This window comes from Fructilactobacillus sp. X2R1C3, from assembly GCF_059901425.1.
Window position 1 is genome coordinate 128,013 of the sequence record NZ_JBWXUW010000003.1, and the last position, 21,332, is coordinate 149,344.

Annotated in this window: 17 protein-coding genes and 1 tRNA gene; 5 read left to right on the forward strand and 13 right to left on the reverse strand. The window is 40.0% G+C overall.

All coding sequences use genetic code 11. The features are described 5' to 3' along the window. Window positions 1-62 precede the first annotated feature (62 nt). From AC6UDD_RS04620 to gap, 5 genes are all read right to left on the reverse strand, one after another. Complete coding sequence (locus AC6UDD_RS04620; protein ID WP_500719127.1) at window positions 63-1,013, reverse strand: LPXTG cell wall anchor domain-containing protein; 951 nt, start codon at window positions 1,011-1,013, stop codon at window positions 63-65. Between the two features lie 102 nt (window positions 1,014-1,115). After that, window positions 1,116-2,435 carry a phosphopyruvate hydratase gene (eno, locus tag AC6UDD_RS04625; RefSeq protein WP_500719130.1) on the reverse strand — a complete coding sequence of 440 codons (1,320 nt, stop codon included), beginning with the start codon at window positions 2,433-2,435 and terminating at the stop codon, window positions 1,116-1,118. An 86-nt stretch (window positions 2,436-2,521) separates the two neighbouring features. Next, window positions 2,522-3,289 carry a triose-phosphate isomerase gene (gene tpiA / locus AC6UDD_RS04630; protein WP_500719132.1) on the reverse strand — a complete coding sequence of 256 codons (768 nt, stop codon included), beginning with the start codon at window positions 3,287-3,289 and terminating at the stop codon, window positions 2,522-2,524. A gap of 113 nt (window positions 3,290-3,402) precedes the next feature. Then, a complete protein-coding gene (locus AC6UDD_RS04635; RefSeq protein ID WP_500719134.1) occupies window positions 3,403-4,620 on the reverse strand; it encodes a phosphoglycerate kinase in 1,218 nt (405 codons plus the stop codon). 90 nt (window positions 4,621-4,710) lie between these two features. Continuing rightward, window positions 4,711-5,715: a type I glyceraldehyde-3-phosphate dehydrogenase gene (gap, locus tag AC6UDD_RS04640; RefSeq protein ID WP_500719136.1), complete on the reverse strand. Its 1,005-nt coding sequence runs from the start codon at window positions 5,713-5,715 to the stop codon at window positions 4,711-4,713. Between the two features lie 237 nt (window positions 5,716-5,952). On the opposite strand from gap, the gene AC6UDD_RS04645 reads away from it, so the two are divergent. The 4 genes from AC6UDD_RS04645 to clpP all read left to right on the forward strand — a co-directional run bounded on the left by AC6UDD_RS04645 (window position 5,953) and on the right by clpP (window position 9,587). After that, window positions 5,953-6,024, forward strand: a tRNA-Arg gene (locus AC6UDD_RS04645). 96 nt (window positions 6,025-6,120) lie between these two features. Beyond that, window positions 6,121-6,777, forward strand: coding sequence for a helix-turn-helix domain-containing protein (locus AC6UDD_RS04650; protein ID WP_500719138.1), 657 nt, complete (start codon window positions 6,121-6,123; stop codon window positions 6,775-6,777). Window positions 6,778-6,978: 201 nt separating this feature from the next. Further along, the gene (gene asnB / locus AC6UDD_RS04655; protein ID WP_500719140.1) at window positions 6,979-8,895 is read left to right on the forward strand and encodes an asparagine synthase (glutamine-hydrolyzing); all 1,917 of its coding nucleotides are present in this window, start codon (window positions 6,979-6,981) and stop codon (window positions 8,893-8,895) included. Window positions 8,896-8,993: 98 nt separating this feature from the next. Further along, window positions 8,994-9,587 carry an ATP-dependent Clp endopeptidase proteolytic subunit ClpP gene (clpP, locus tag AC6UDD_RS04660; protein WP_500694292.1) on the forward strand — a complete coding sequence of 198 codons (594 nt, stop codon included), beginning with the start codon at window positions 8,994-8,996 and terminating at the stop codon, window positions 9,585-9,587. A 71-nt stretch (window positions 9,588-9,658) separates the two neighbouring features. On the opposite strand, the gene whiA is transcribed toward clpP, so the two are convergent. The 4 genes from whiA to AC6UDD_RS04680 all read right to left on the reverse strand — a co-directional run bounded on the left by whiA (window position 9,659) and on the right by AC6UDD_RS04680 (window position 13,935). Continuing rightward, window positions 9,659-10,594 (reverse strand): DNA-binding protein WhiA, encoded by a 936-nt coding sequence (gene whiA, locus AC6UDD_RS04665; RefSeq protein WP_500719142.1) that lies wholly within the window; start codon window positions 10,592-10,594, stop codon window positions 9,659-9,661. A gap of 11 nt (window positions 10,595-10,605) precedes the next feature. Continuing rightward, window positions 10,606-11,613, reverse strand: coding sequence for a gluconeogenesis morphogenetic factor MgfK (gene mgfK / locus AC6UDD_RS04670; protein ID WP_500719144.1), 1,008 nt, complete (start codon window positions 11,611-11,613; stop codon window positions 10,606-10,608). Continuing rightward, on the reverse strand, window positions 11,614-12,495 hold the full coding sequence (gene rapZ / locus AC6UDD_RS04675; protein ID WP_500719146.1) for an RNase adapter RapZ: 882 nt from the start codon (window positions 12,493-12,495) through the stop codon (window positions 11,614-11,616). It abuts the gene before it with no gap. Between the two features lie 96 nt (window positions 12,496-12,591). After that, window positions 12,592-13,935 (reverse strand): glutamate--cysteine ligase, encoded by a 1,344-nt coding sequence (locus AC6UDD_RS04680; protein ID WP_500719148.1) that lies wholly within the window; start codon window positions 13,933-13,935, stop codon window positions 12,592-12,594. A gap of 240 nt (window positions 13,936-14,175) precedes the next feature. Here AC6UDD_RS04680 and AC6UDD_RS04685 point away from each other — a divergent pair, with 240 nt between their 5' ends. After that, window positions 14,176-15,228, forward strand: a complete 1,053-nt coding sequence (locus AC6UDD_RS04685) for a lactonase family protein (protein WP_500719150.1) — start codon at window positions 14,176-14,178, stop codon at window positions 15,226-15,228. Between the two features lie 66 nt (window positions 15,229-15,294). Here the strand turns inward: AC6UDD_RS04685 and AC6UDD_RS04690 are convergent, their stop codons facing one another. From AC6UDD_RS04690 to uvrB, 4 genes are all read right to left on the reverse strand, one after another. Continuing rightward, a complete protein-coding gene (locus tag AC6UDD_RS04690) occupies window positions 15,295-15,564 on the reverse strand; it encodes a CsbD family protein (RefSeq protein WP_500694432.1) in 270 nt (89 codons plus the stop codon). 146 nt (window positions 15,565-15,710) lie between these two features. Continuing rightward, window positions 15,711-16,250: an HdeD family acid-resistance protein gene (locus AC6UDD_RS04695; RefSeq protein WP_500719152.1), complete on the reverse strand. Its 540-nt coding sequence runs from the start codon at window positions 16,248-16,250 to the stop codon at window positions 15,711-15,713. A gap of 53 nt (window positions 16,251-16,303) precedes the next feature. Beyond that, window positions 16,304-19,162 (reverse strand): excinuclease ABC subunit UvrA, encoded by a 2,859-nt coding sequence (uvrA, locus tag AC6UDD_RS04700; protein ID WP_500719154.1) that lies wholly within the window; start codon window positions 19,160-19,162, stop codon window positions 16,304-16,306. A gap of 9 nt (window positions 19,163-19,171) precedes the next feature. Continuing rightward, window positions 19,172-21,187 (reverse strand): excinuclease ABC subunit UvrB, encoded by a 2,016-nt coding sequence (uvrB, locus tag AC6UDD_RS04705; protein WP_500719156.1) that lies wholly within the window; start codon window positions 21,185-21,187, stop codon window positions 19,172-19,174. Window positions 21,188-21,332: the final 145 nt, after the last annotated feature.

A 21,332-nucleotide genomic window follows, 5' to 3' on the forward strand; every position in this document is an offset into this window, starting at 1 on the left:
AAACAGGCTTATCAATACTTTAACCAGTTTAGCATAAACCAGGAGTTATTTCCAGTCCATCATTATTTCTCGGTTCGATTGGTCCTAATAAACAAAAACGAACTGAACAGCAAAATTACCATTCCAATCAGTGAAAGGAATGTACTTACGTGTTCCCCGGTTTGAGGCAACTTTTTAGCATGTTGGCGATTCGCACGGGCACTGCTTACCCCATGTTTACTTCTTCTTACATGAACCGCTGCCTTTGGATCGCGGTTCGCACCTAAGTAAGGATCGTGATGCGTAAAATTACGATGATTATTCTTGTTCATTTTATTCTCATTTAGCCCTTGAACCGAACGTTCAAATCTTTTTTTACCATGTGACAATACTGGACTCATCTCACTTTCAAGCACTTTCTTCGTGGTTTCATGATTGTTTTTCTCATCATTATCAACCCTACCAGTTCGTTTTACCATTGGTTCATTATGATTCCCAGCTATCTTTTTATCTGGAGTAGTTTGATCTGATTCATGAGGTCGGTTATCTGGCAAATCTTGAGAATGATCGGTCTTTTTAGTCGATTCATTCGGTACGATTGGTTTATGATTATCAGCCGGTTCAACTGGATGATCATGCTTATGATCATTGAACGGAACTACTCCACCAGAATCTGGATGATCGTTACTTGGAATTGGTTTAATCGGAATATGGGGTGTCGGGATTGGCAAATCTTCGTCTTTATTGTAATTAAAAACGACCACGTCACTTCCTACATAGATTGGTGGAATATTTTTGTCTAAATGAAATCCAGGAATTAGTGGTGCCTTGATATCGGCTCGGTTTTTGACGTTCACTTTGGCAATACCAAAGGCATACGATGAATCCTTTTCTCCGTCCTTATTTACCCAATGTTTATGAGCGGTAATGGTGTACTCGCTTGCCCTCACATTTGGAGTAAAAATCCTAAGTGATAACCCAACTGTAATCGCAATTAATGCTAAAAATAATGAAAATTGTTTTGTAATATTCATGTTTCTCCTCCTCTTTCTGTGATTAAATACGAGGAAGGTTTACGAACTCACGAAATTTATGTATAAAAAAACACCTTCATAACGAAGGTGTTTTTAAATCAATTATTTTTTGATGATTGCTTCTTTAGCTTCTGGGCTCAAGTTGTAGAATGAGTTAATTCCCTTGTACACAGCAACTGATCCTAATTGATCTTCAATTCTCATCAATTGATTGTACTTAGCAATTCTTTCACCACGACTCATTGAACCAGTCTTGATTTGGCCAGTGTTAAGAGCGACAACTAAGTCTGAAATAGTGGTGTCTTCAGTTTCACCAGAACGGTGAGAAATAATTGCAGTGTAACTAGCTTCCTTAGCCATGTTAACGGCATTAACAGTTTCAGTTAAAGTACCGATTTGGTTAAGTTTAATCAAGATTGAGTTAGCAACGTTCATCTTGATACCCTTTGACAAGTACTCAGTATTAGTAACGAACAAATCATCACCAACGATTTGAACTTTCTTGCCTAAGCGCTTAGTAGCCATTTGCCAATCTTCCCATTCGTTTTCATCCAATGGGTCTTCGATTGAAATGATTGGGTATTTTTCAACGATGCTGTCAAGCAAAGTGATGAATTCATCAGCAGTGTATGACTTACCGTCACCAACCAAGTTGTACTTCTTAGTGTCAGCATTGTAGAATTCTGAAGCGGCACAGTCAAAGGCAATTGAAATGTCCTTGCCTGGCTTGTATCCAGCACGCTTGATTGCTTCAACTAAGATTTCAAATGGTTCTTCGTTATTCTTCAAATCAGGTGCAAATCCACCTTCATCACCAACAGCAGTTGAGTATCCGCGTTCTGCCAAGATTGCTTTCAAGTTATGGAATGTTTCTGATCCCATTCGAACAGCTTCTCTAAATGACTTTGCACCAATTGGCATAATCATGAATTCTTGGAAATCAACCTTGTTGTTAGCATGCTTACCACCATTGATAACGTTCATCATTGGAGTTGGAAGAACATGTGCATCGAAACCACCTAAGTAGTTATATAGTGGAACACCAAGTTCGTCGGCTGCAGCTCTAGCAGCAGCAATTGAAACGGCTAAGATTGCGTTAGCACCTAACTTAGCTTTGTTTGGAGTGCCATCAAGTTTGATCATAGCTTGGTCAATACCTAATTGATCAGTTACATCGAAACCAACGATTTGTTTGGCAATAATGTTGTTAACGTTGCTAACAGCCTTAGTAACACCTTTGCCCATATATCTATTTTTGTCTCCGTCACGAAGTTCTACGGCTTCGTGTTCACCAGTTGAGGCACCAGATGGGACGATTCCACGGCCCATTGCACCGTCTTCTGTGTAAACTTCAGCTTCAACAGTTGGATTTCCACGTGAATCCAATACTTCGCGAGCATAAATATCAGAAATAATTGACATGTTATCTCTCCTTAGTGAATTTGTTACCTATATTTAAAGGTCAACTTAATTCTATTAGTTTAGGCTTTAACTTGCAATCATAATAACTAATTATTTTGCAAATCTTGGTAATTTGCGAGCTCTAAAAATTCCTTGGGTTCTAGACTACTTTTCCCGGCCAAAATCCCGTCAATATCAATCTGCTTCATAAGTGAAACGATGTTGTCTGGATCGACGCTGCCACCATATAAGATCCGGATCTGGTTAGCAATATCATCAGAGTAGATATCAGCTAGCGTCTGTCTGATAAGGTAACACCCCTCTTCTGCTTCAGTAGTTGAAGCACTATGGCCTGTCCCAATTGCCCAACTCGGCTCGTAAGCAATGACAACCTTTAGAGCGTCTTTTTCGGAAACACCCTTTAAGCCAGCCGTAACTTGGTTAACTACCCAGTGAATTCGATCACCAGTCTCAAGGCGACCCATCGTTTCATCACAACAAAGGATTGGCTTCATGTTATTACCTAAAACCGCATGCACTTTCTTATTAATGATGTCATTAGTTTCATTAAAGTAACGACGTCTTTCAGAATGCCCCACAATCACGTACGGGATTCCCATTTGACTGAGAGCCTTGGGACTAACTTCTCCCGTATAGGCCCCCTCATTTTTGTAAAAACAATTTTCAGCCGTTACGTGCAATGGACTTGATCCATTAGCTTTAAGCATTGATTCAAGAAACAACGGTGAAGCTGCAAGAGCCGTTTCAACGTTTTTAGGGTCTGGTATTTTATCTTTAATATCAATCACAAACTGAACTGCCTCATCTAACGACAAGTTCATCTTCCAGTTCCCACCAATAAAAGGAATACGCATGATACTTCTCCTCTCGTAATTCATCTTTACCTACATTCTAGCGGAAAGAGAGGTAATAAGCTAGAAAATTGATACAAACAAAAAAGTCACCGATTAAATCGGTGACTTTTAAATTACTTTTTATCAGAAATTGATGCAATCCCTGGAAGAGTCTTACCTTCAAGATATTCAAGTGAAGCTCCACCACCAGTTGAGATATGAGTAAGCTTATCAGCCACACCCAACTCCTTAACGGCAGCAGTTGAATCTCCACCACCAACGATGGTAGTAGCATCCTTCAAAGTGCCTAAGAACTTACCAATTGCCAAGGTTCCCTTAGCAAACTTAGGAAATTCAAAGACGCCCATTGGTCCGTTCCAAACGACGGTCTTTGCGTCCTTTAAAACGTCCTCGAATAACTTAATACTCTTAGGACCAATGTCAAGCCCCATCATGCCGTCTGGAATTCCACCATCAACGACTTCAGCCTTGGCATCATTTGAAAACTTGTCGGCTACCACTGAGTCAACAGGTAAGACAATCTTGTCGCCACCCTTTTTAAGGATATCTTTAGCAACATCAATCTTATCCTTTTCAACAAGTGAATTACCAACAGGAATTCCCTTAGCAGCGTAGAATGTGTAAGTCATTCCACCACCGATAATAATCTTATCAGCCTTGTCTAACAAGTGATCAATCACACCAATCTTGTCAGAAACCTTCGCACCACCAAGAATTGCGATAAATGGGTGCTTGGGATTATCAACGGCATTCCCTAAGAACTTAATTTCTTTTTCCATTAAGTATCCGGCAGCAACTGGCTTACCAGCCTTTTCCATTGCTTTAGCGATCCCGACATTTGAAGCGTGTTCTCTATGAGCAGTTCCAAACGCATCATTAATGAATTCATCACCAAGTGAGGCCCAGTATTCGCCTAACTTGGGGTCGTTACCAGACTCACGTTTAACGTTTTTACCATTAACAACATCCTCATAACGAGTGTTTTGTACCAAAAGGACTTGGCCGTCAGACATGTTGTCAATTGCTTCTTCAAGCTGTGGACCTTCAGTAACAGGAACAAATGTAACTGGTTTGCCAAGCAATTCAGCTAATTTTTCTGCAACTGGACGAAGGGATAAACCTGGTTTATCGCCTTCTGTTTTAACTCTGCCTAAATGAGAAAATAGGATTGCCTTCCCACCATGATCAATTACATACTTGATTGTTGGAAGAGCAGCAACGATTCTGTTATCGTCACCAATTTTACCGTCCTTAACTGGGACGTTAAAATCAACACGCATCAGAACTTTTTTACCTTGAACATCTAAATCGTCAACGATTACTTTTGCCATCGTGATTGCCTCCAGTGTCTAGTTATATTTTATATAGGAAAAGACGGAAGAGATTTCCCTCCTCCGCCTTTTCAAAGTTGCAATCTAAAATTATAGAGTAGCAAATTTCAACAAGGTACGAACCATGTTGCAAGTGAAGCCCCATTCGTTATCGTACCAAGCAACAGTCTTAACTAATTGAGTGTCACCACTTTGAGTGATTTCAGTTTGACCTGGGTCAAATACTGATCCGTGTGAGTCTCCGATAACATCAGTTGAAACCATGTAATCATCAGCGTAACCAAAGGCATCGTTTACATGACTCTTCATAGCATCGTTAACTTCTTCAGCAGTAACATTCTTGTCTAAGATAGCTACTAATTCAGTTAATGAACCATCAGCTACGGCAACACGTTGTGCGTGACCCTTAAGGACACCATCAAGTTCTGGGATAACCAAACCGATTGCTTTAGCAGCACCACTTGAGTGAGGTACAGTGTTAATAGCTGCGGCACGGTTGTTTTGTAACTTAGCGCTACGTGGGCCATCTTGAAGTGCTTGTGAAGCAGTGTAAGCATGAACAGTAGTCATAGTACCTAACTTAACGCCGAAGTCTTTGTTCAACCAGTAAGCCATAGGTGCTAAACAACTAGTGGTACATGAACCAGCAGAAACGATCTTGTCTTCTGAAGTTAAGTCATCCATGTTAACACCAGGAACAACAGTAGTCATTTGACCAGCAGGTGCTGAAATCAAGACACGCTTTGCACCAGCATCAAGATGAGCTTGTGCTTTTTCTTTTGATGTGTAGAAACCGGTACATTCAAGTACGAAGTCAACACCATCATTTTTAACCCAAGGAATGTTCTTTGCGTCACGTTCTGCATAAACTGGGATACGAGTACCGTTAACGATAATTGCATCTTCAGTAGCTGAAACGTCACCATCAAAGCGACCATGAACTGAGTCATATTTTAGTAGGTAAGCTAACATTGAAGGGGTAGTTAAATCATTAATTGCTACAACTTCGATATCACTTGAATTCAATTCAAGGATACGTCTGAATGCTAGACGACCAATTCTTCCGAAACCATTAAGACCAATTTTTGTAGTCATAATATGCTTCCTCCTTTTGGAATAATCAAATTTTAATACATTCACATCTTAACACTTTTGCCAAATCATGTCAGTGATTAAAAACACCGAATGACAAGCCGCAAGCGATAAAATTGTGACAATGAATTCGAAATTCATCACCAGAAACAGTATAGCAAAAACAAACCCCATTTGTAATTAAAAAACCATTATTATCTTGAGTTTTTTCCTCTAATCTACTATATTTAATATTGTGTTGCGCGTGTAGTGTAATGGATAGCACGTAAGATTCCGGTTCTTGAGATGACGGTTCGATTCCGTCCATGCGCATAAAGCAGTGAGAGAGTCTCGCTCACTGCTTTTAATTTCTTTCAATTGACCATTACCGTTATAATAGAGGTTAAGTCGAACTGTAGGAACTTATATATGAAATTAAACGCAAACCTTAAAAAATATCGAAAACAAAATCAACTAACTCAAGCAGAAGTCGCAAACAAAATTAACGTTTCAAGAAAAACCATTTCAGCGTGGGAAAATGGTCGTAGTAAGCCTGATCAAAATGCGATAAGCAACCTTGCTACCCTTTATCAAGTTCCAGTCAGTGTCCTGACTGGAAGTAAATCTGAAAATAGCCACAAACCAAAATTAAGTTTTAGACAAAAAATGATCCGTATAAAGCGGTATGGTTATATCTCAAAGTATGCTTACTTTTTTGAGCTGGTCTTACTCATAATTGGGGTAGTATTATTTATCTTGCCCTTTAATTTACATGATCTTTGGCTAATTCCACTTTTTGTGATCGATCTTTGCATCATTATTCTCTATGAGAAGAACTGGAAAACCATCACACAAGATAAACCTTTAATGAAAAAAGTCGAAATTTTATCTCCGATATTATGGGTGGTAATCTTTCTAATTGGGTGTGTTATCAACCTTGATGCCATGCTTAGTCATGATTTAATGATGAAAGTTGGAACCATTATTGGTATAATTATGTTTTCATTTACATTAAGTATTGGCTTGATTCTTGGAATCTTGTTTCCGTTAAAGCGGATGACAGTTAAACGCTCGTCTAAAAATTAATTAGACAGTTCGGGTTAACAAATGCCGTTCTGTAGGCAATGTAACCCGTAATGTAACCGTCAAATAGACAAATTTATTAATATTTTATTGAGACTAGCCATACATAGCTAGCCTTTTGTGTGCGAACAACTTAAGATAGTTAATGGAGTTTGGTTAGCAGAAGTAATCAATTTAATAAGCAATTGAAAAGGAGAAGATACTATGTGTGGATTTACTGGTTATATTAACCAAAATAATATCCCAAAGGATACTATCAAAAGCATGGCTAAAAGAATTAAACACCGTGGACCAGATGATGATGGTTTCTTCCAAAATGATGAGATCTCAATGGGTTTTCGTCGTCTATCAATCATTGACTTAGCCAATGGGCATCAACCAATGTTTGGTGATAATGATACCGACGTTCTAACCTTTAATGGTGAGATTTACAATTATAAAGATCTTCAAAAAGAATTAATCGCAGCGGGACAAAAATTTGATACCGACTGTGATTCAGAAGTTTTAATTCGTGGATACGAAGCATGGGGCCCGAAAAAATTACTTTCAAAGCTTCGTGGGATGTTTGCATTTACAATCTACGATTCAAAGAAACACCAGGTCTTCGGAGCTCGAGACCACTTTGGTATCAAACCACTCTACTACTATGATGATGGAACGAACTTTATGTGGGGATCCGAAATTAAAGCCTTTTTGGCAAACCCTAATTTTAAAAAGGAACTGAATACCAAATTATTACCAGTTCACTTAAGTTTTGAATTCATCCCATCAGCAGAAACAATGTTTAAAAACGTTTATAAGGTAATGCCAGGACAATACTTCATCTATAAAGATGGTAAAACTACCACTGACACATACTACAAATACAACTATGATCACATTGATAATTCGCAAACAATTGATGGGGACGCTAAAAAAATCGAAGGATTAGTTGATGACAGTGTTAAGGCGCACATGGCATCTGACGTTCCTCTGGGTAGTTTTCTATCAAGTGGTGTCGATTCCAGCTATGTGCTCAATGAAGCCGCTAAGATTAAACCCATGCAATCATTTTCGCTTGGGTTTAACGGTTCCAAGTACAGTGAATTAAAATGGTCAACTAAATTTGCAAAAGAAATTGGACAAAAGAACACGGCCACCACAATTGATGGTGAGGATTACTTCGATTTCCTTCCTACTATGATGTACTACATGGACGAGCCGCTGTCTAATCCTTCCGCCCCACAACTTTACTACCTATCACACAGTGCTAGAAAAGACCTAATTGTTTCATTATCAGGTGAAGGTGCTGATGAATTCTTTGGCGGATACAATACCTACCTCGAAGCTTTTACCTTTGAGAAGTACCAAAAGATGGTACCAAAGTTTGTTAGAACGGCTCTTGGTAAGATTGCCTCATCGCTCCCACGTTTTCACGGTCGTCGTTTCTTAATCCGTGGTGCTCAACCACTGTATGAACGATACTATCGGGTTAACTACGTGTTTGACGAACATGATCGTGAGCGTGTCTTAAAGGATAAATCACTTAACTTCGATACTGGTCAGTACACTAAGCATATCTTTGATGAAGTGGCTGGCAAGGATGAAGTAACCCAAGAACAGTACTTTGACATTAACACCTGGTTACCTTTCGATATCCTGCAAAAGGCTGACCGGATGAGCATGGCTAACAGTCTTGAGGTCAGAACTCCCCTAGTGGACAAAAACGTAGCGGAATTTGCCAAAACCATGCCAACTAAGACCCGAATTTCATTTGATAAAGACGGCAATCCAATCACTAAGGTGGCCTTTCGAAAAGCGGCTTCCTCACAAGTACCAAAGGTCGTTGCCGACAAAGAAAAATTAGGTTTCCCTTCCCCAATCGCGCAATGGATCAAAGAGCCCAAATACCATGCTAGAATCGAAGCAGCATTTCATTCCGACATTGCCAAAAAATTCTTTAACGTGGACGACTTAGACCGCATTCTGAAAGAACACATGGAAGGTAAATCCAGCATGCAGAAGATCTTTACCATTTATACTTTCATTCTTTGGTATGGCGTTTACTTCCCAGAAGACACCAACATGGATTACAATAAGGAAGTTGATTTACACAAATACTCACGTGAATCAATCGCATAATTATCATCAAGCAAAGTCTTTGACCTTTATTGACCTTTAATGTAGAATGACTTTTATAACTTGATATAATTTAAAATTATCAAAGGAGGAGTATGGATATGAATTTAGTTCCAACTGTCATTGAAAACTCACCACAAGGTGAACGTGCATATGACATTTACTCACGTCTTTTAAAAGACCGAATCATTATGTTATCCGGTGAAATCCAAGATGATATGGCCAACGCAATTATTGCCCAACTATTGTTCTTGGATGCTCAAGACTCTGACAAAGATATCTACTTGTACATCAACTCACCAGGTGGTGTTATCACTTCTGGAATGGCAATCTATGATACGATGAACTTCATCCACGCGGATGTTCAAACCATCGTAATGGGAATGGCAGCATCAATGGCCAGTGTACTGGCTTCATCTGGTGCCAAAGGTAAGCGTTTTGCATTACCACACGCTCAAATCATGATTCACCAACCATCTGGTGGTGCTCAAGGTCAACAAACTGAAATTGAAATCGCCGCAAAAGAAATTTTGCGAGCTCGTAAGATGATTAACGAGTTACTTGCTGAAAACTCCGGTCAACCCCTTGAACGGGTTAACCGTGATACTGAACGAGATAATTACCTTACTGCCGACGAAGCGGTTGATTATGGTTTGATTGACGGTATCATGAAAAACAGTTCAGACAAGAAATAATCAGTTTCTGTCTATAATAAAAGCAGCATTTAGAATAATTATTCTAAGTGCTGCTTTTTTCGTTGGTTTAATTAGGCATTCCCGGAACGTAACTCCGTTGCAAACTCATTAATCTTACGTAATCGATGATTTACTCCTGATTTAGAAATTGGTCCACCCGGAATCAGATCACCTAACTCCTTTAAACTCACCTCTTGGTGCTTCATTCGCACTTCAGCCACATCACGCAATTTGGGCGGCAACTTTTTCAGCCCCACCGTCTCCTTTATGAACTGGATGTTTTCAATTTGCTTAGTTGATGCGTTAGCCACCTTGTTCATATTGGCGTTTTCACAGTTTACCAGTCGGTTAACGGAATTCCGCATGTCCCTGACAATTCGAATATCCTCGAATTTGAGCATGGAATTAGTGGCTCCAATTAATTGCAGAAAGTCCGCAATCTTTTCGGCTTCTTTCAAGTACGCAATGCACCCACTTCGTCTCGTAGTGGTTTTAGCGCCCAGATGATAACGATTCATCATCTCCGCAATCATTTCATTATGATTCTCGTACGTTGAATAGATTTCAAGATGGTACCGAGATGTCTCTGGATTATTAACGGATCCCCCCGCTAGGAATGCGCCACGTAAGTAAGACCGAACCTGACCATCATCTTTAAGTAACTCTAATGGCACTCGCTCAATAATCTTATTTCCATCCAAAATGCCCAAATCATCCAAGATTTCTCTTACATGCTGATTCAGACGCACCACGTACAGATTGTTCTTTTTTAGTTTCATCTTTTTTCGAACCAGGACTTCGCCCTCAACGTGATAAAACTGGAGTAAAAGTTGATACAGTCGTCTAGCAATGGCTGGATTTTCGGACTGAACATCCAGTACAAGGTGTCTTTCGGATATTTTAAGTGTCCCGTTCATTCGAATCAATGCCATCAGTTCCGCTTTCGCGTTAGCTCGATGGACTTCTAGGTTAGTTAATTCTTTTTTGACGTCACTAGCATATGACATCTAATCATCCCCTAATGGCGAATTTTAGGTTGCCCTAATAAACGAATCAGTTCGTCGGACACTAGTAGTCCATTATGAAAAGCTCCGTGATCTCTTAGTTCAAGAAAATCAGAAGAAATCACCCGACAACCCTGTTTCTTTAGTCCCTTAAAATCAGATTTAACTGGTTGAGCTTCATCGCCCCAGCGTTGGTGATCAATGTAACTCGCCGGAACCTTTTTATTATTAACCAAAACGGTATCAATAAAATTAGTTTTCAAGTGTCGATTTAAGACCCGAACATGATCAGCATCAGTAAAATTATCGGTTTCACCCTTTTGGGTCATGATATTACAGATATAAACAACTTCTGCATCGGTCTCAGTGACCGCTTTGCCAACATTATCAACCATCAGGTTTGGCAAGATACTAGTAAACAAGCTCCCCGGTCCCAAAACAATTTGGTCAGCGTTCATGATTGCATTGATCACACTTGGTACTGCTTCCGGTTTCTTGTTTCCATCAGTGGGTTCCACCCACACTCTTTTAATCATTTTGTCAGAATTGGTTATTTCGGATTCCCCAGACATGGTCGTTCCATCGGCAAATTCAGCATGCAGTTCCAGACTTTCATCACACACCGGATACACATGTCCATCAACTTTCATAATGTCGGTCAATTTTTGAATGGCATCAAAAAAGCCGCCGCTCATTTCAGAAAGCGCCGCAATTATTAAATTCCCAATGGCATGGCCAGCGAGAAACTTGTCGGAAGACTCAAAGCGATACTGAAAGATATCCAGATCAATCTGAGGCAACGTTGAAAGAGCCACTAGGACGTTTCGTATATCTCCCGGTGGCAAAACATTAATGTAGTTTCGCAGGATTCCTGATGATCCTCCATCATCAGCCACCGTAACAACGGCGGTAATATCAACATCACGCTTTTTTAAACTTTTTAAAATTACAGGTAAACCGGTTCCTCCGCCAATTACAACCATTTTAGGACGTCCGATTCTTTTACCTACTTTATCGATCATTTATTTAACCCCTTTGTGACGGTTAATGTCTCTGTGGGTGACATTAACTGGATATCCAAGTTGATCTTTGATATCCTTAGCCAATCGTTCCACCATTGCAACTGAACGATGTTGGCCGCCAGTACAACCGATTGCCATGGTGACAGTCGATTTTCCTTCTTTCTTAAATTTAGGTAACGTAAATTTAACGAGGTCAAAGACTTTTTCATAAAATTCATTAGCTTCATCTTGGTTCATAACATAGTCATAAACATCTTGATCTTTTCCAGTCTTACTTCTTAGTTTAACTTCATAAAATGGATTCTTTAAAAAACGCACATCCAAAATAATATCAGCATCGATTGGAAGCCCATATTTAAATCCAAATGACATTAATTCCACGTGAAATGGCTCTGAATGAGAGAGCTTAAACTTATGAATAATCTCCTCACGCAATTCCTGTGGGGTCAAATCACTAGTGTTAATAACAAGATCAGCTGAATCTTTGACCCTTTTCATTAATTTTCGTTCTTTTTCAATTCCGTCGACCACCCGTCCATTTCGAGCTAACGGGTGGGTTCTCCGGCTTTCTTTATATCGAGACACTAATTTTTCGTCAGAGGCATCGAGAAAAATCACCTGATCCTCAGTGTCTTTATCGTTAGACATGTTAACCAAAGTATCAACAATTTCACGATATGAGGCGGGAGCCCTCAAATCAATTACTAAAGCAACCTTCTTAATTTCACTAGAAGTGTGAACCAATTCCATGAACTTTGGAATTAAAGAAGGCGGGATATTGTCAACACAAAAGTATCCTAAGTCCTCACATGTTTGCATGGCCAGTGTCTTACCTGCTCCACTCATGCCAGTGATAATCACAAATTGTTCGTTATCTGCCATTTTGATGCCTCCAAACTCTTATAAGTATAACATACCGGGTGTGTCATTTATATAGTCACCGATTAATTCAAAAAAAGAGCGCTTAATGAATATCCACTAAACGCCCTTCTGCTTTTCAATGTATTGACTGATGGTATCTGGCTGTACGCCAGGAAACGCATCATCAATGGTCTGATTTTCATACTCATTTTTTAATTGTTCACCGCGTTTGATCCCAAACTCCATCAGTGAATGATCTTTAACGTAACCAATCAGCTTCGCGGCCGGCGTCAGGTCGGGATTAACCACTTTCTTTCTGGCGTCAAGACTAGCTTTCACTAGTTCTTCTTGTAAATCATCAGGAGCACTCTCAATTAATTCGTCAATCCGATCCAAAATATGATCAGCTTGCTTTTTTAGTAAGCTTGGTAATGGAGCAGTAGGATGTTGTAAAGCAACCTGATTATTTTGCTTCTTGGCTTCGTTTAAACTTTCATCAGTCCATTTCTGAGGATTAACGATTCCGTCAACTATTACAAGATGAATAAAATCCAAAGTTTTTAAATCAATCTCTAAAAAGTCAAATGGATCAAGATCGAGGGTTCGGAGTTCAAGATAGTCGAAGCCATTTTCATTAACAGAATTAATTCCATCCTTCGCCTTCAAACGCACGGGACCATAAAACTCGCTCTCGGAAAACAATTTGCGGGAATTAACCTCATGCTGCAAGTTGTTTACATATTGACTCAAACTGGCGTAAGAGACATGGATATTATCCAAATTCTCGTATCCGTATTGACTTGAACGTAAAGAACGGACTGGGATAATCTTTTTTTCCGCACCGAATAAATGATCTTCTGGATTTTCTGATAACGGACTTGCCCCGAAAAGGTACGTTAAAAGCCAACGATATCCTACCAATTGCTGAGCAATTTGAAATAACAGTTCTGACCGTGCCCTTTTCCGACTATCAATGGAATGATTTCGTTGAAAAACCTCAATAATTTGGTCGTTGGGTGAATAGTTAAAATGAATGCCACACATGATTTGACGAAAGATTCCGTAGCGTCTCACGAGCCATTTGCGATAATCGGCCATCCAATAACGCTTAAACGTCTTTCTTACAAAATCAACATCATCTTCATCCAGTTTGGGTGGCATCGACATCGGCCAAATGATCTCACTTGGTTCTAGTGTTCCATGAAGAATGGACTGAAGCGACCGCATTTGTAGGAGCACTCCTTTGGTGGACTTGTGTTTATCCGTAACCAATTCTTCCATACTTTCGGCAAAGTCAGTCTGAAAGTGGGTTTCCCCTCGTCGATCACCTAGTTCACGTCTGTGGGCGTAGCGAGAAAGACTGTCACGATTATGATCAACCCGTTCCTCCTCAATCTCGATGCCAAACGAACCGGCAAAAAGTTCATTTGATGAGTTAACAAATTTTGCTTTGTTTCTCATTTTCATCCCTCCAAGCATGTTGATAATTTCACGAGTAGTTGATAGGTGAAATTTCCAATAGTTTACACCGCTCATGTGACACGTCAATAGGATTTGCTAAATTAATTTCATTTCCGTCCTGATTACTACTTTTGACATTGATAAAATTTGAAATTTGAAGAAATAAAAATACATTTCGACTGCAAAAGAATCACTTTTGTGGCAAAATGAAATTGTATATATTAGGAGGGAATTGAGACCATGATTGAAAAATATTTAATTGGAACTTACACCATTAATGCTAGCCAAGGAATCTACCAAATCGAGTTAGATACCGACAAAAAAAGATTACAAAACACTCAGTTAGTAGCCGAGATTGGGAGCCCTACATATCTTGCCGAGTCAAAAGCCCACAAGATCTACGCTGTCGATCGTAATATGGACGAACCAGAACTCCGTGGTGGAGTGGCAACCTTCGACGGTAAAACCATCCCAGCTAAAGAAATGCAGGAATGCATCGAAAAAGGTACTTCAGCTGCATTTGTTTCCATTGACGAACGACGCCAATTTGTCTTTACCGCTAACTACCACATGGGACATGCCAGTGTCTACAAGATCCAAGAAGATGGCACTTTAAAGCTTACCGATCGTGCCCAAGATAATGGAATTCCTGGACCACTTCCGGAACAGGCCGACGGACCACACCCTCATTATGCTAACCTAACTCCTGATAATCGACTGGTAGTGTGTGACCTTGGACTTGACCGTGTCTACCTCTATGATGTTTCCGATCAAGGTAAATTAAACCTAGTCAGTGAAGTCAACGCTCATCCTGGCTTTGGGCCACGAAACATTACCTTTGTTCCAGGAACTGGTAAGGGTTACCTTGTTGGTGAACTAAGCAGTAAAGTTGCTGTGATTGACTACAACGAAGAGGCTGGATTATTCACGGTTCAACAAATTGTTTCAACCATTCCTGACGATTGGGAAAGTCACAACGGTGCTGCTGGAATCAAAGTTTCAAAGGACAACCGCTTTGTCTATGTCTCAAACCGTGGTAACGATTCAATCGCGGTCTTTAAGATTAAACCCAATGGTGATTTAAAACGAATTCAACTGATTTCAAGTGAAGGTGAGTTCCCTCGCGACTTTAACTTTAGTGCCGATGAGTCAATGTTCATCGTTGCTAACCAAAACAGTGATAATGCCACCCTTTACTCACGAGACGCCGATACTGGAAAATTGACTTTGATTCAAAAAGATTTCAAAGTTCCTGAAGGTACCTGTGTGGTTCGCCGCGAAAACGTTGACTAAAACATACTGACTCCAAACAAAAAGCAACTTGCTAATAACATAGCAAGTTGCTTTTTTTATCATTAATTATTCGTTATCAAGGTCACTGTCGATGTCATCTTTAACATCTTGGGCTTTGTTCATAAAGTTCCCCTTACTGCTTTGTAGGTCACCTTTGATCTTATCCATGGTATCACCAGAGATAGCACCTTTAATTTGCTGTGCCTTACCTTGGGCAACGTCACTCAAGTTATCGATGCGATCAGCAATATCATCTAAATCATAGCGATCTTCAAGTACTAAGTAACCTAACACGATGTTTGCACCCAAACTAAAACCTAAAAGTAAATTCTTCATAATGACCCTCCTAATATTGATTAATAATTCAATATAATAGTATCATGCCTGTAAAATAATAACTAGTAAAGACTTCCTCATTAAGATATTAATTAAGAATTAATCCAAAAAAGACACCTCATTAATTGAAGGTGTCTTAATTAATTTTATAGTTTGTGAGCAAATGCCAGCATAATCATATTAATTCCTGCCACTAACAGGACAATTCCCACGATTATAGCTAAAACCTTAGCGGCCAGACTTGGGTCTAACAGCAAGAAAATTCCCAAAAATAGTGTAATAAGATCAAAAACAAGTGATGTCCAGAAGACCCCACCGTTAAACTTACGAATGTGATCAACTACAATCAACTGACAGATTGAGTAAACCAGAATCCAAACTGCAAATAGAATTCCTAGAGTAAAGGTCCCAGCGTGAACGTTAAACAGGAATAATAGTGCTAACAGGATTTCAATCGCACCACCAATTAACATCGTAAAACTTCGATAGCCAATTTCTTGACTTAACTTTCGATAGACCCAAATTGATTTTACCCCGGCAACTAAGGCAACAATGGCGAATATGATCGCCAAAACAGCAGCACTTGTAGTTGGGTGGAAGAACATCAAAACAGCGGCTAATAATAAGACAACTCCAAATAGACATTCAAACCAATCAAATCCCCATTTTTTATCTTCGTACATCATAAATATGACCTCCAATAGTTTGTTTCAACCATATTTTACCACATCTACTTTTGCTAATGCTTTTGAGCTTCAATGGTTCGCTTGGTATCACGCTCTAAGACTGGTTTTAAATACTCGCCAGTATAACTATTTTTCAGTTTAACAATCTGTTCTGGGGTTCCGGTTCCAACCACGTATCCACCGGCAGCGCCACCTTCTGGACCGAGGTCGATCACATGGTCAGCCTCTTTAATAACGTTTAAATTGTGTTCAATGATTAGAACGGTATTTCCCTTATCAACGAGTTTAGAAAGGACACCAATTAATCGTTTGATGTCATCGGTATGAAGTCCCGTAGTGGGTTCATCAAGGATATAAAAATTATTTCCAGTTGAACGCTTGTGGAGTTCAGCAGCTAACTTCATTCGTTGTGCTTCCCCACCTGACAAGGTATTAGCTGGTTGACCTAATTTCACGTAACCAAGTCCCACGTCAGAAATGGTCTGCAACTTTCGCGTAATCTTTGGAATGGCCTTGAAGAACTCTAACGACTCATTCACGGTCATATCAAGAACTTCAGCAATATTTTTTCCCTTGTATTGAATTTCAAGCGTTTCAGAATTATACCGTTTTCCATGACAAACTTCACACGGAACGTAAACATCGGGCAGAAAGTTCATCTCAATCTTCAAGATTCCATCACCATGACAGGTCTCACAACGACCACCCTTAATGTTAAAACTAAACCGTCCCTTTTTATACCCGCGAAGCTTTGCCTCGTTAGTTTGGGCGAACAAGTCCCGAATATCATCAAAGACTCCAGTGTATGTAGCTGGATTACTTCGAGGGGTTCGGCCAATCGGACTTTGATCAATACTTACTAGTTTCTCAATGTTCTTCCATCCAGTGATTGATTTATACTTACCCGGTTTTTCCGAATTATGATTTAACTTCTGTGCCAAGGCACGTTTTAAGATATCATTAACCAACGTAGACTTGCCGGAACCAGAAACTCCCGTCACCACGTCAAACTTACCAAGTGGAAATTTAACGGTAATGTCTTTGAGATTATTTTCTAAAGCACCCTTTAAAATGATGTTCTTGCCGTTCCCCTTTCGTCGTTTTAAGGGAACGGGAATAAACTTCTTTCCAGAGAGATACTGACCAGTTAATGATTTCGGATTTTGAGCCACTTGTTCCGGAGTCCCGGTGGCAACAATCTTACCACCCTTCTCTCCTGCTCCTGGACCAACATCAATTAAATAATCGGCCGAACGCATCGTATCTGAATCATGTTCAACAATAACCAACGTATTTCCTAAATCACGCATCTTTTTAAGGGACTTAATTAAGCGATCATTGTCACGCTGATGAAGACCAATGGATGGCTCATCAAGAACATACAAAATTCCTGAGAGATTTGAACCAATCTGAGTAGCAAGCCGAATTCTTTGAGCTTCACCACCAGAAAGCGTCCGTGCTGATCTGGAAAGGGTCAGGTAATTTAATCCAACGTTTTCCAAAAATTCTAGCCGGTCACAGATTTCCTTAATGATTGGATGAGCAACAACCGTGTCTTGTTCACCAAAAGTAAGGTGACTAAAGAATTGTCGTTCGTCAGCAATATTCATATCAGAAACCTCACCGATATGTTTGCCATCAATTTTAACGGCCAAAGCCTTTTCGTTTAAACGATATCCGTGACAAGTCTGACAGGTTAATTCCGTCATGTACTTTTCCATTTGTTCACGAGTAAAATTGCTGTTGGTCTCGTGATAGCGACGCTTGACGTTGTTAATGACTCCCTCAAAGGGAGCGTCAACATCGCGAACGCCACCAAAGTCACTCTTGTAGTGAAAATGAAACGTCTTACCCTTTGAACCGTTCATCAACAAGTCACGTTGTTTTTTTGGTAATTTACGGTAAGGCGTATCCATATCAATATTAAAGGCTTTACAAGCCTGTTCTAGCATTGCTGGGTAGTATTTAGAACTAATGGGGTTCCAAGGTTCAATTGCGCCCTCATTAAGCGTTTTATCTGGATCTGGAACCACGAGGTCATTATCAACTTCAAGTTTGACTCCTAAACCGTCACATTCAGGACAGGCTCCATACGGAGCGTTGAATGAGAAAAGGCGTGGTTCCAGTTTCCCAACTGTAAACCCACAAATTGGACAAGAGTAATGTTCCGAAAACACCATTGGATCTCGCTTACCAAGAAAGTCAGCAATGGCGTATCCATCACTCAGACGTAAAGCTGTCTCAAGTGAATCTGACAATCGTGAATTAATCCCGTCTCTAACGACAATTCGGTCAACTACCACGTCAATGTTATGACGCTTATTCTTATCTAAATCAAAATCTTCGGTCGCATCATGGATTTCACCATCCACTCGGACTCTTACGAAACCTTCGCGTTTAATTTTTTCAAAAACTTTTTTGTGTTGTCCCTTTTTATCACGGACAACTGGTGACATAATCTGCAACTTAGTACGTTCGGGGAGGGCCATGATTTCGTCAATCATTTGGTCGACGGACTGACTAGTAATGACCGTTCCGTCATTTGGACAGATTGGTGTCCCCACTCTTGCCCACAGTAAACGTAAATAATCGTTAATCTCAGTCACGGTTCCGACGGTTGAACGAGGATTCTTTGAAGTCGTTTTCTGATCAATTGAAATTGCCGGACTAAGTCCCTCAATCGAATCAACATCGGGTTTATCCATTTGACCCAGAAATTGTCTCGCATAAGAAGAAAGACTCTGGACATAGCGACGTTGCCCTTCAGCGTACAGAGTATCAAAGGCCAAAGAACTTTTGCCAGAACCAGATAAACCGGTCATTACCACCATTTTATTCTTGGGGACATCAACGTTGACGTCTTTTAGATTATGTTCACGGGCGCCCTTAATTTTAATGACGTCATTTGCCATCTAACCACCTCACTTTTTCTTCTTTTCACCTTTAAGTTGCATCACGGTATCTCTTAAATTAGCAGCTTGCTCAAAATCAAGTTTCTTAGCTGCCGCTCTCATTTCGTCCTCTAAATTATCAATCATTTCCCTTTGATCCTTAGCACTCATTTGGTCAAAGTCCGACTCAACAAAACTGCCGTTGGTATTATCATCGTTGTTTTTCTCGCCCTGCTTATAGGCAGAAATCGCCTTAGGAATGGGCTTGATAATCGTCTTAGGAGTAATGTTGTGTTCTTGATTGTACTTGATTTGAATGGAACGCCTACGAGCGGTCTCGTCCATCGCATACTTCATCGAATCGGTGACATTGTCTGCGTACATAATAACATGTCCGTGTGAATTACGTGCTGCTCTTCCAATCGTCTGAACTAGTGACCGTTTATCACGCAAGAAACCTTCCTTATCGGCATCCAAGATCGCAATCAATGATGTTTCAGGAACGTCAATCCCTTCACGCAATAAGTTAATTCCAACCAAAACGTCAAATTTACCCAAACGTAAATCACGTAAAATCTGAGTTCTTTCAAGGGTCTTAATGTCACTGTGAAGGTACTTCACCTTAATTCCAAGATCTTTTAAGTAGTCAGTTAAGTCTTCGGCCATTTTCTTGGTCAAGGTCGTAACGAAAGTTCGCTCGTTATTTTGAACTCGTTTATTGATTTCACCCACCAAGTCATCCATTTGATCCTTAGTCGGACGAACTTCAACCGTTGGATCAAGTAAGCCAGTAGGACGAATAATTTGTTGGACAACGTGGTCAGTCCGATCCTCTTCGTAAGGTCCGGGAGTGGCCGACATATAAACAACCTGATTAACCCGTTTTTCAAATTCAGGTAACTTCAATGGTCGATTATCAAGTGCACTTGGTAGTCTGAATCCATAATCAATCAGTTGTTGCTTTCTGGCCTTATCACCGTTATACATCCCACCAATTTGTGGGACCGTTCGATGTGACTCATCAATAAACATCAAGTAGTCTTTAGGAAAAAAGTCCAACAACGTATAAGGAGCTTCACCAGGCTTTCTGCGATCCATGTACCGAGAATAGTTCTCAATCCCAGTTGTGTACCCCATTTCACGCATCATTTCGATGTCATAGGTGGTCCGTTGCTTCAACCTTTGGGCCTCAAGTAATTTGCCCTTTTTCTCAAAGTCAGCAACCTGCTTTACCATTTCATCTTTGATTTCAGGTAAAGCCACGTCCATCGTTTCTTTGTTAGTCAAGAAGTGAGTGGCAGGAAAAATCGTAATCTGTTTCCGTTCCCCAATGACTTCTCCCGTTAACGTATCCACTTCGGTAATCCGATCAATTTCGTCACCGAAAAATTCAATCCGATAAGCGTGTTCATTTCGAGAAGCCGGGAAGACTTCTACCACATCACCATGGACACGAAAGCGACCACGTTGAAAATCAATATCATTTCGATCAAACTGAATGTTAACTAGTTGACGCAAAAAAACATCACGCTCTAGTTGTTGCCCAACGTGTAACGACACGGTGTGGTCTTGGTACTCTTTTGGACTTCCTAATCCGAAGATTGAAGAAACTGAAGCAACAACGATGACATCATTTCGTTCTAGTAGGGCACTAGTTGCAGCGTGTCGAAGTTGATCAATCTCGTCATTAATTGAAGCATCCTTTTCAATGTAGGTATCACTAGAAGGAACGTAGGCTTCGGGTTGATAAAAATCATAGTAACTCACAAAATACTCCACCGCATTATTTGGAAACAACTGCTTGAGCTCACTATAAAGTTGCCCAGCCAAAGTTTTATTGTGCGATAAAACGAGTGTGGGTTTGTTAATGTTCTTAATCACGTTTGCCATGGTGTACGTCTTACCAGTTCCAGTAGCACCCAAAAGGACCTGATCTCGATCTCCATTCTTGATTCCTTGGGTCAATTCCTTAATAGCTTCGGGTTGATCACCAGTTGGAGTAAATTTCGAAACTAGGTCAAAATTATTATTCGTTTTTTTAATCATATTGGCACCTCTTCTTAAACTCGGAAAAAAAGGAGAAAGCATTAACTTTCTCCCGTTACTTATAATAATTCTAGCATACGAACATACTTTCGCAAAGCAATTAGACCAACGCTTCCATACAAAAAGAGCAGATAACCTCTGCTCT

Bases quoted from the DNA above. Each gene is read 5' to 3' on its own strand.
- AC6UDD_RS04620 (WP_500719127.1), bottom strand. From the start codon at position 1,013: ATGAATATTACAAAACAATTTTCATTATTTTTAGCATTAATTGCGATT.
- eno (WP_500719130.1), bottom strand. From the start codon at position 2,435: ATGTCAATTATTTCTGATATTTATGCTCGCGAAGTATTGGATTCACGT.
- tpiA (WP_500719132.1), bottom strand. From the start codon at position 3,289: ATGCGTATTCCTTTTATTGGTGGGAACTGGAAGATGAACTTGTCGTTA.
- AC6UDD_RS04635 (WP_500719134.1), bottom strand. From the start codon at position 4,620: ATGGCAAAAGTAATCGTTGACGATTTAGATGTTCAAGGTAAAAAAGTT.
- gap (WP_500719136.1), bottom strand. From the start codon at position 5,715: ATGACTACAAAAATTGGTCTTAATGGTTTCGGAAGAATTGGTCGTCTA.
- AC6UDD_RS04650 (WP_500719138.1), top strand. From the start codon at position 6,121: ATGAAATTAAACGCAAACCTTAAAAAATATCGAAAACAAAATCAACTA.
- asnB (WP_500719140.1), top strand. From the start codon at position 6,979: ATGTGTGGATTTACTGGTTATATTAACCAAAATAATATCCCAAAGGAT.
- clpP (WP_500694292.1), top strand. From the start codon at position 8,994: ATGAATTTAGTTCCAACTGTCATTGAAAACTCACCACAAGGTGAACGT.
- whiA (WP_500719142.1), bottom strand. From the start codon at position 10,594: ATGTCATATGCTAGTGACGTCAAAAAAGAATTAACTAACCTAGAAGTC.
- mgfK (WP_500719144.1), bottom strand. From the start codon at position 11,613: ATGATCGATAAAGTAGGTAAAAGAATCGGACGTCCTAAAATGGTTGTA.
- rapZ (WP_500719146.1), bottom strand. From the start codon at position 12,495: ATGGCAGATAACGAACAATTTGTGATTATCACTGGCATGAGTGGAGCA.
- AC6UDD_RS04680 (WP_500719148.1), bottom strand. From the start codon at position 13,935: ATGAGAAACAAAGCAAAATTTGTTAACTCATCAAATGAACTTTTTGCC.
- AC6UDD_RS04685 (WP_500719150.1), top strand. From the start codon at position 14,176: ATGATTGAAAAATATTTAATTGGAACTTACACCATTAATGCTAGCCAA.
- AC6UDD_RS04690 (WP_500694432.1), bottom strand. From the start codon at position 15,564: ATGAAGAATTTACTTTTAGGTTTTAGTTTGGGTGCAAACATCGTGTTA.
- AC6UDD_RS04695 (WP_500719152.1), bottom strand. From the start codon at position 16,250: ATGATGTACGAAGATAAAAAATGGGGATTTGATTGGTTTGAATGTCTA.
- uvrA (WP_500719154.1), bottom strand. From the start codon at position 19,162: ATGGCAAATGACGTCATTAAAATTAAGGGCGCCCGTGAACATAATCTA.
- uvrB (WP_500719156.1), bottom strand. From the start codon at position 21,187: ATGATTAAAAAAACGAATAATAATTTTGACCTAGTTTCGAAATTTACT.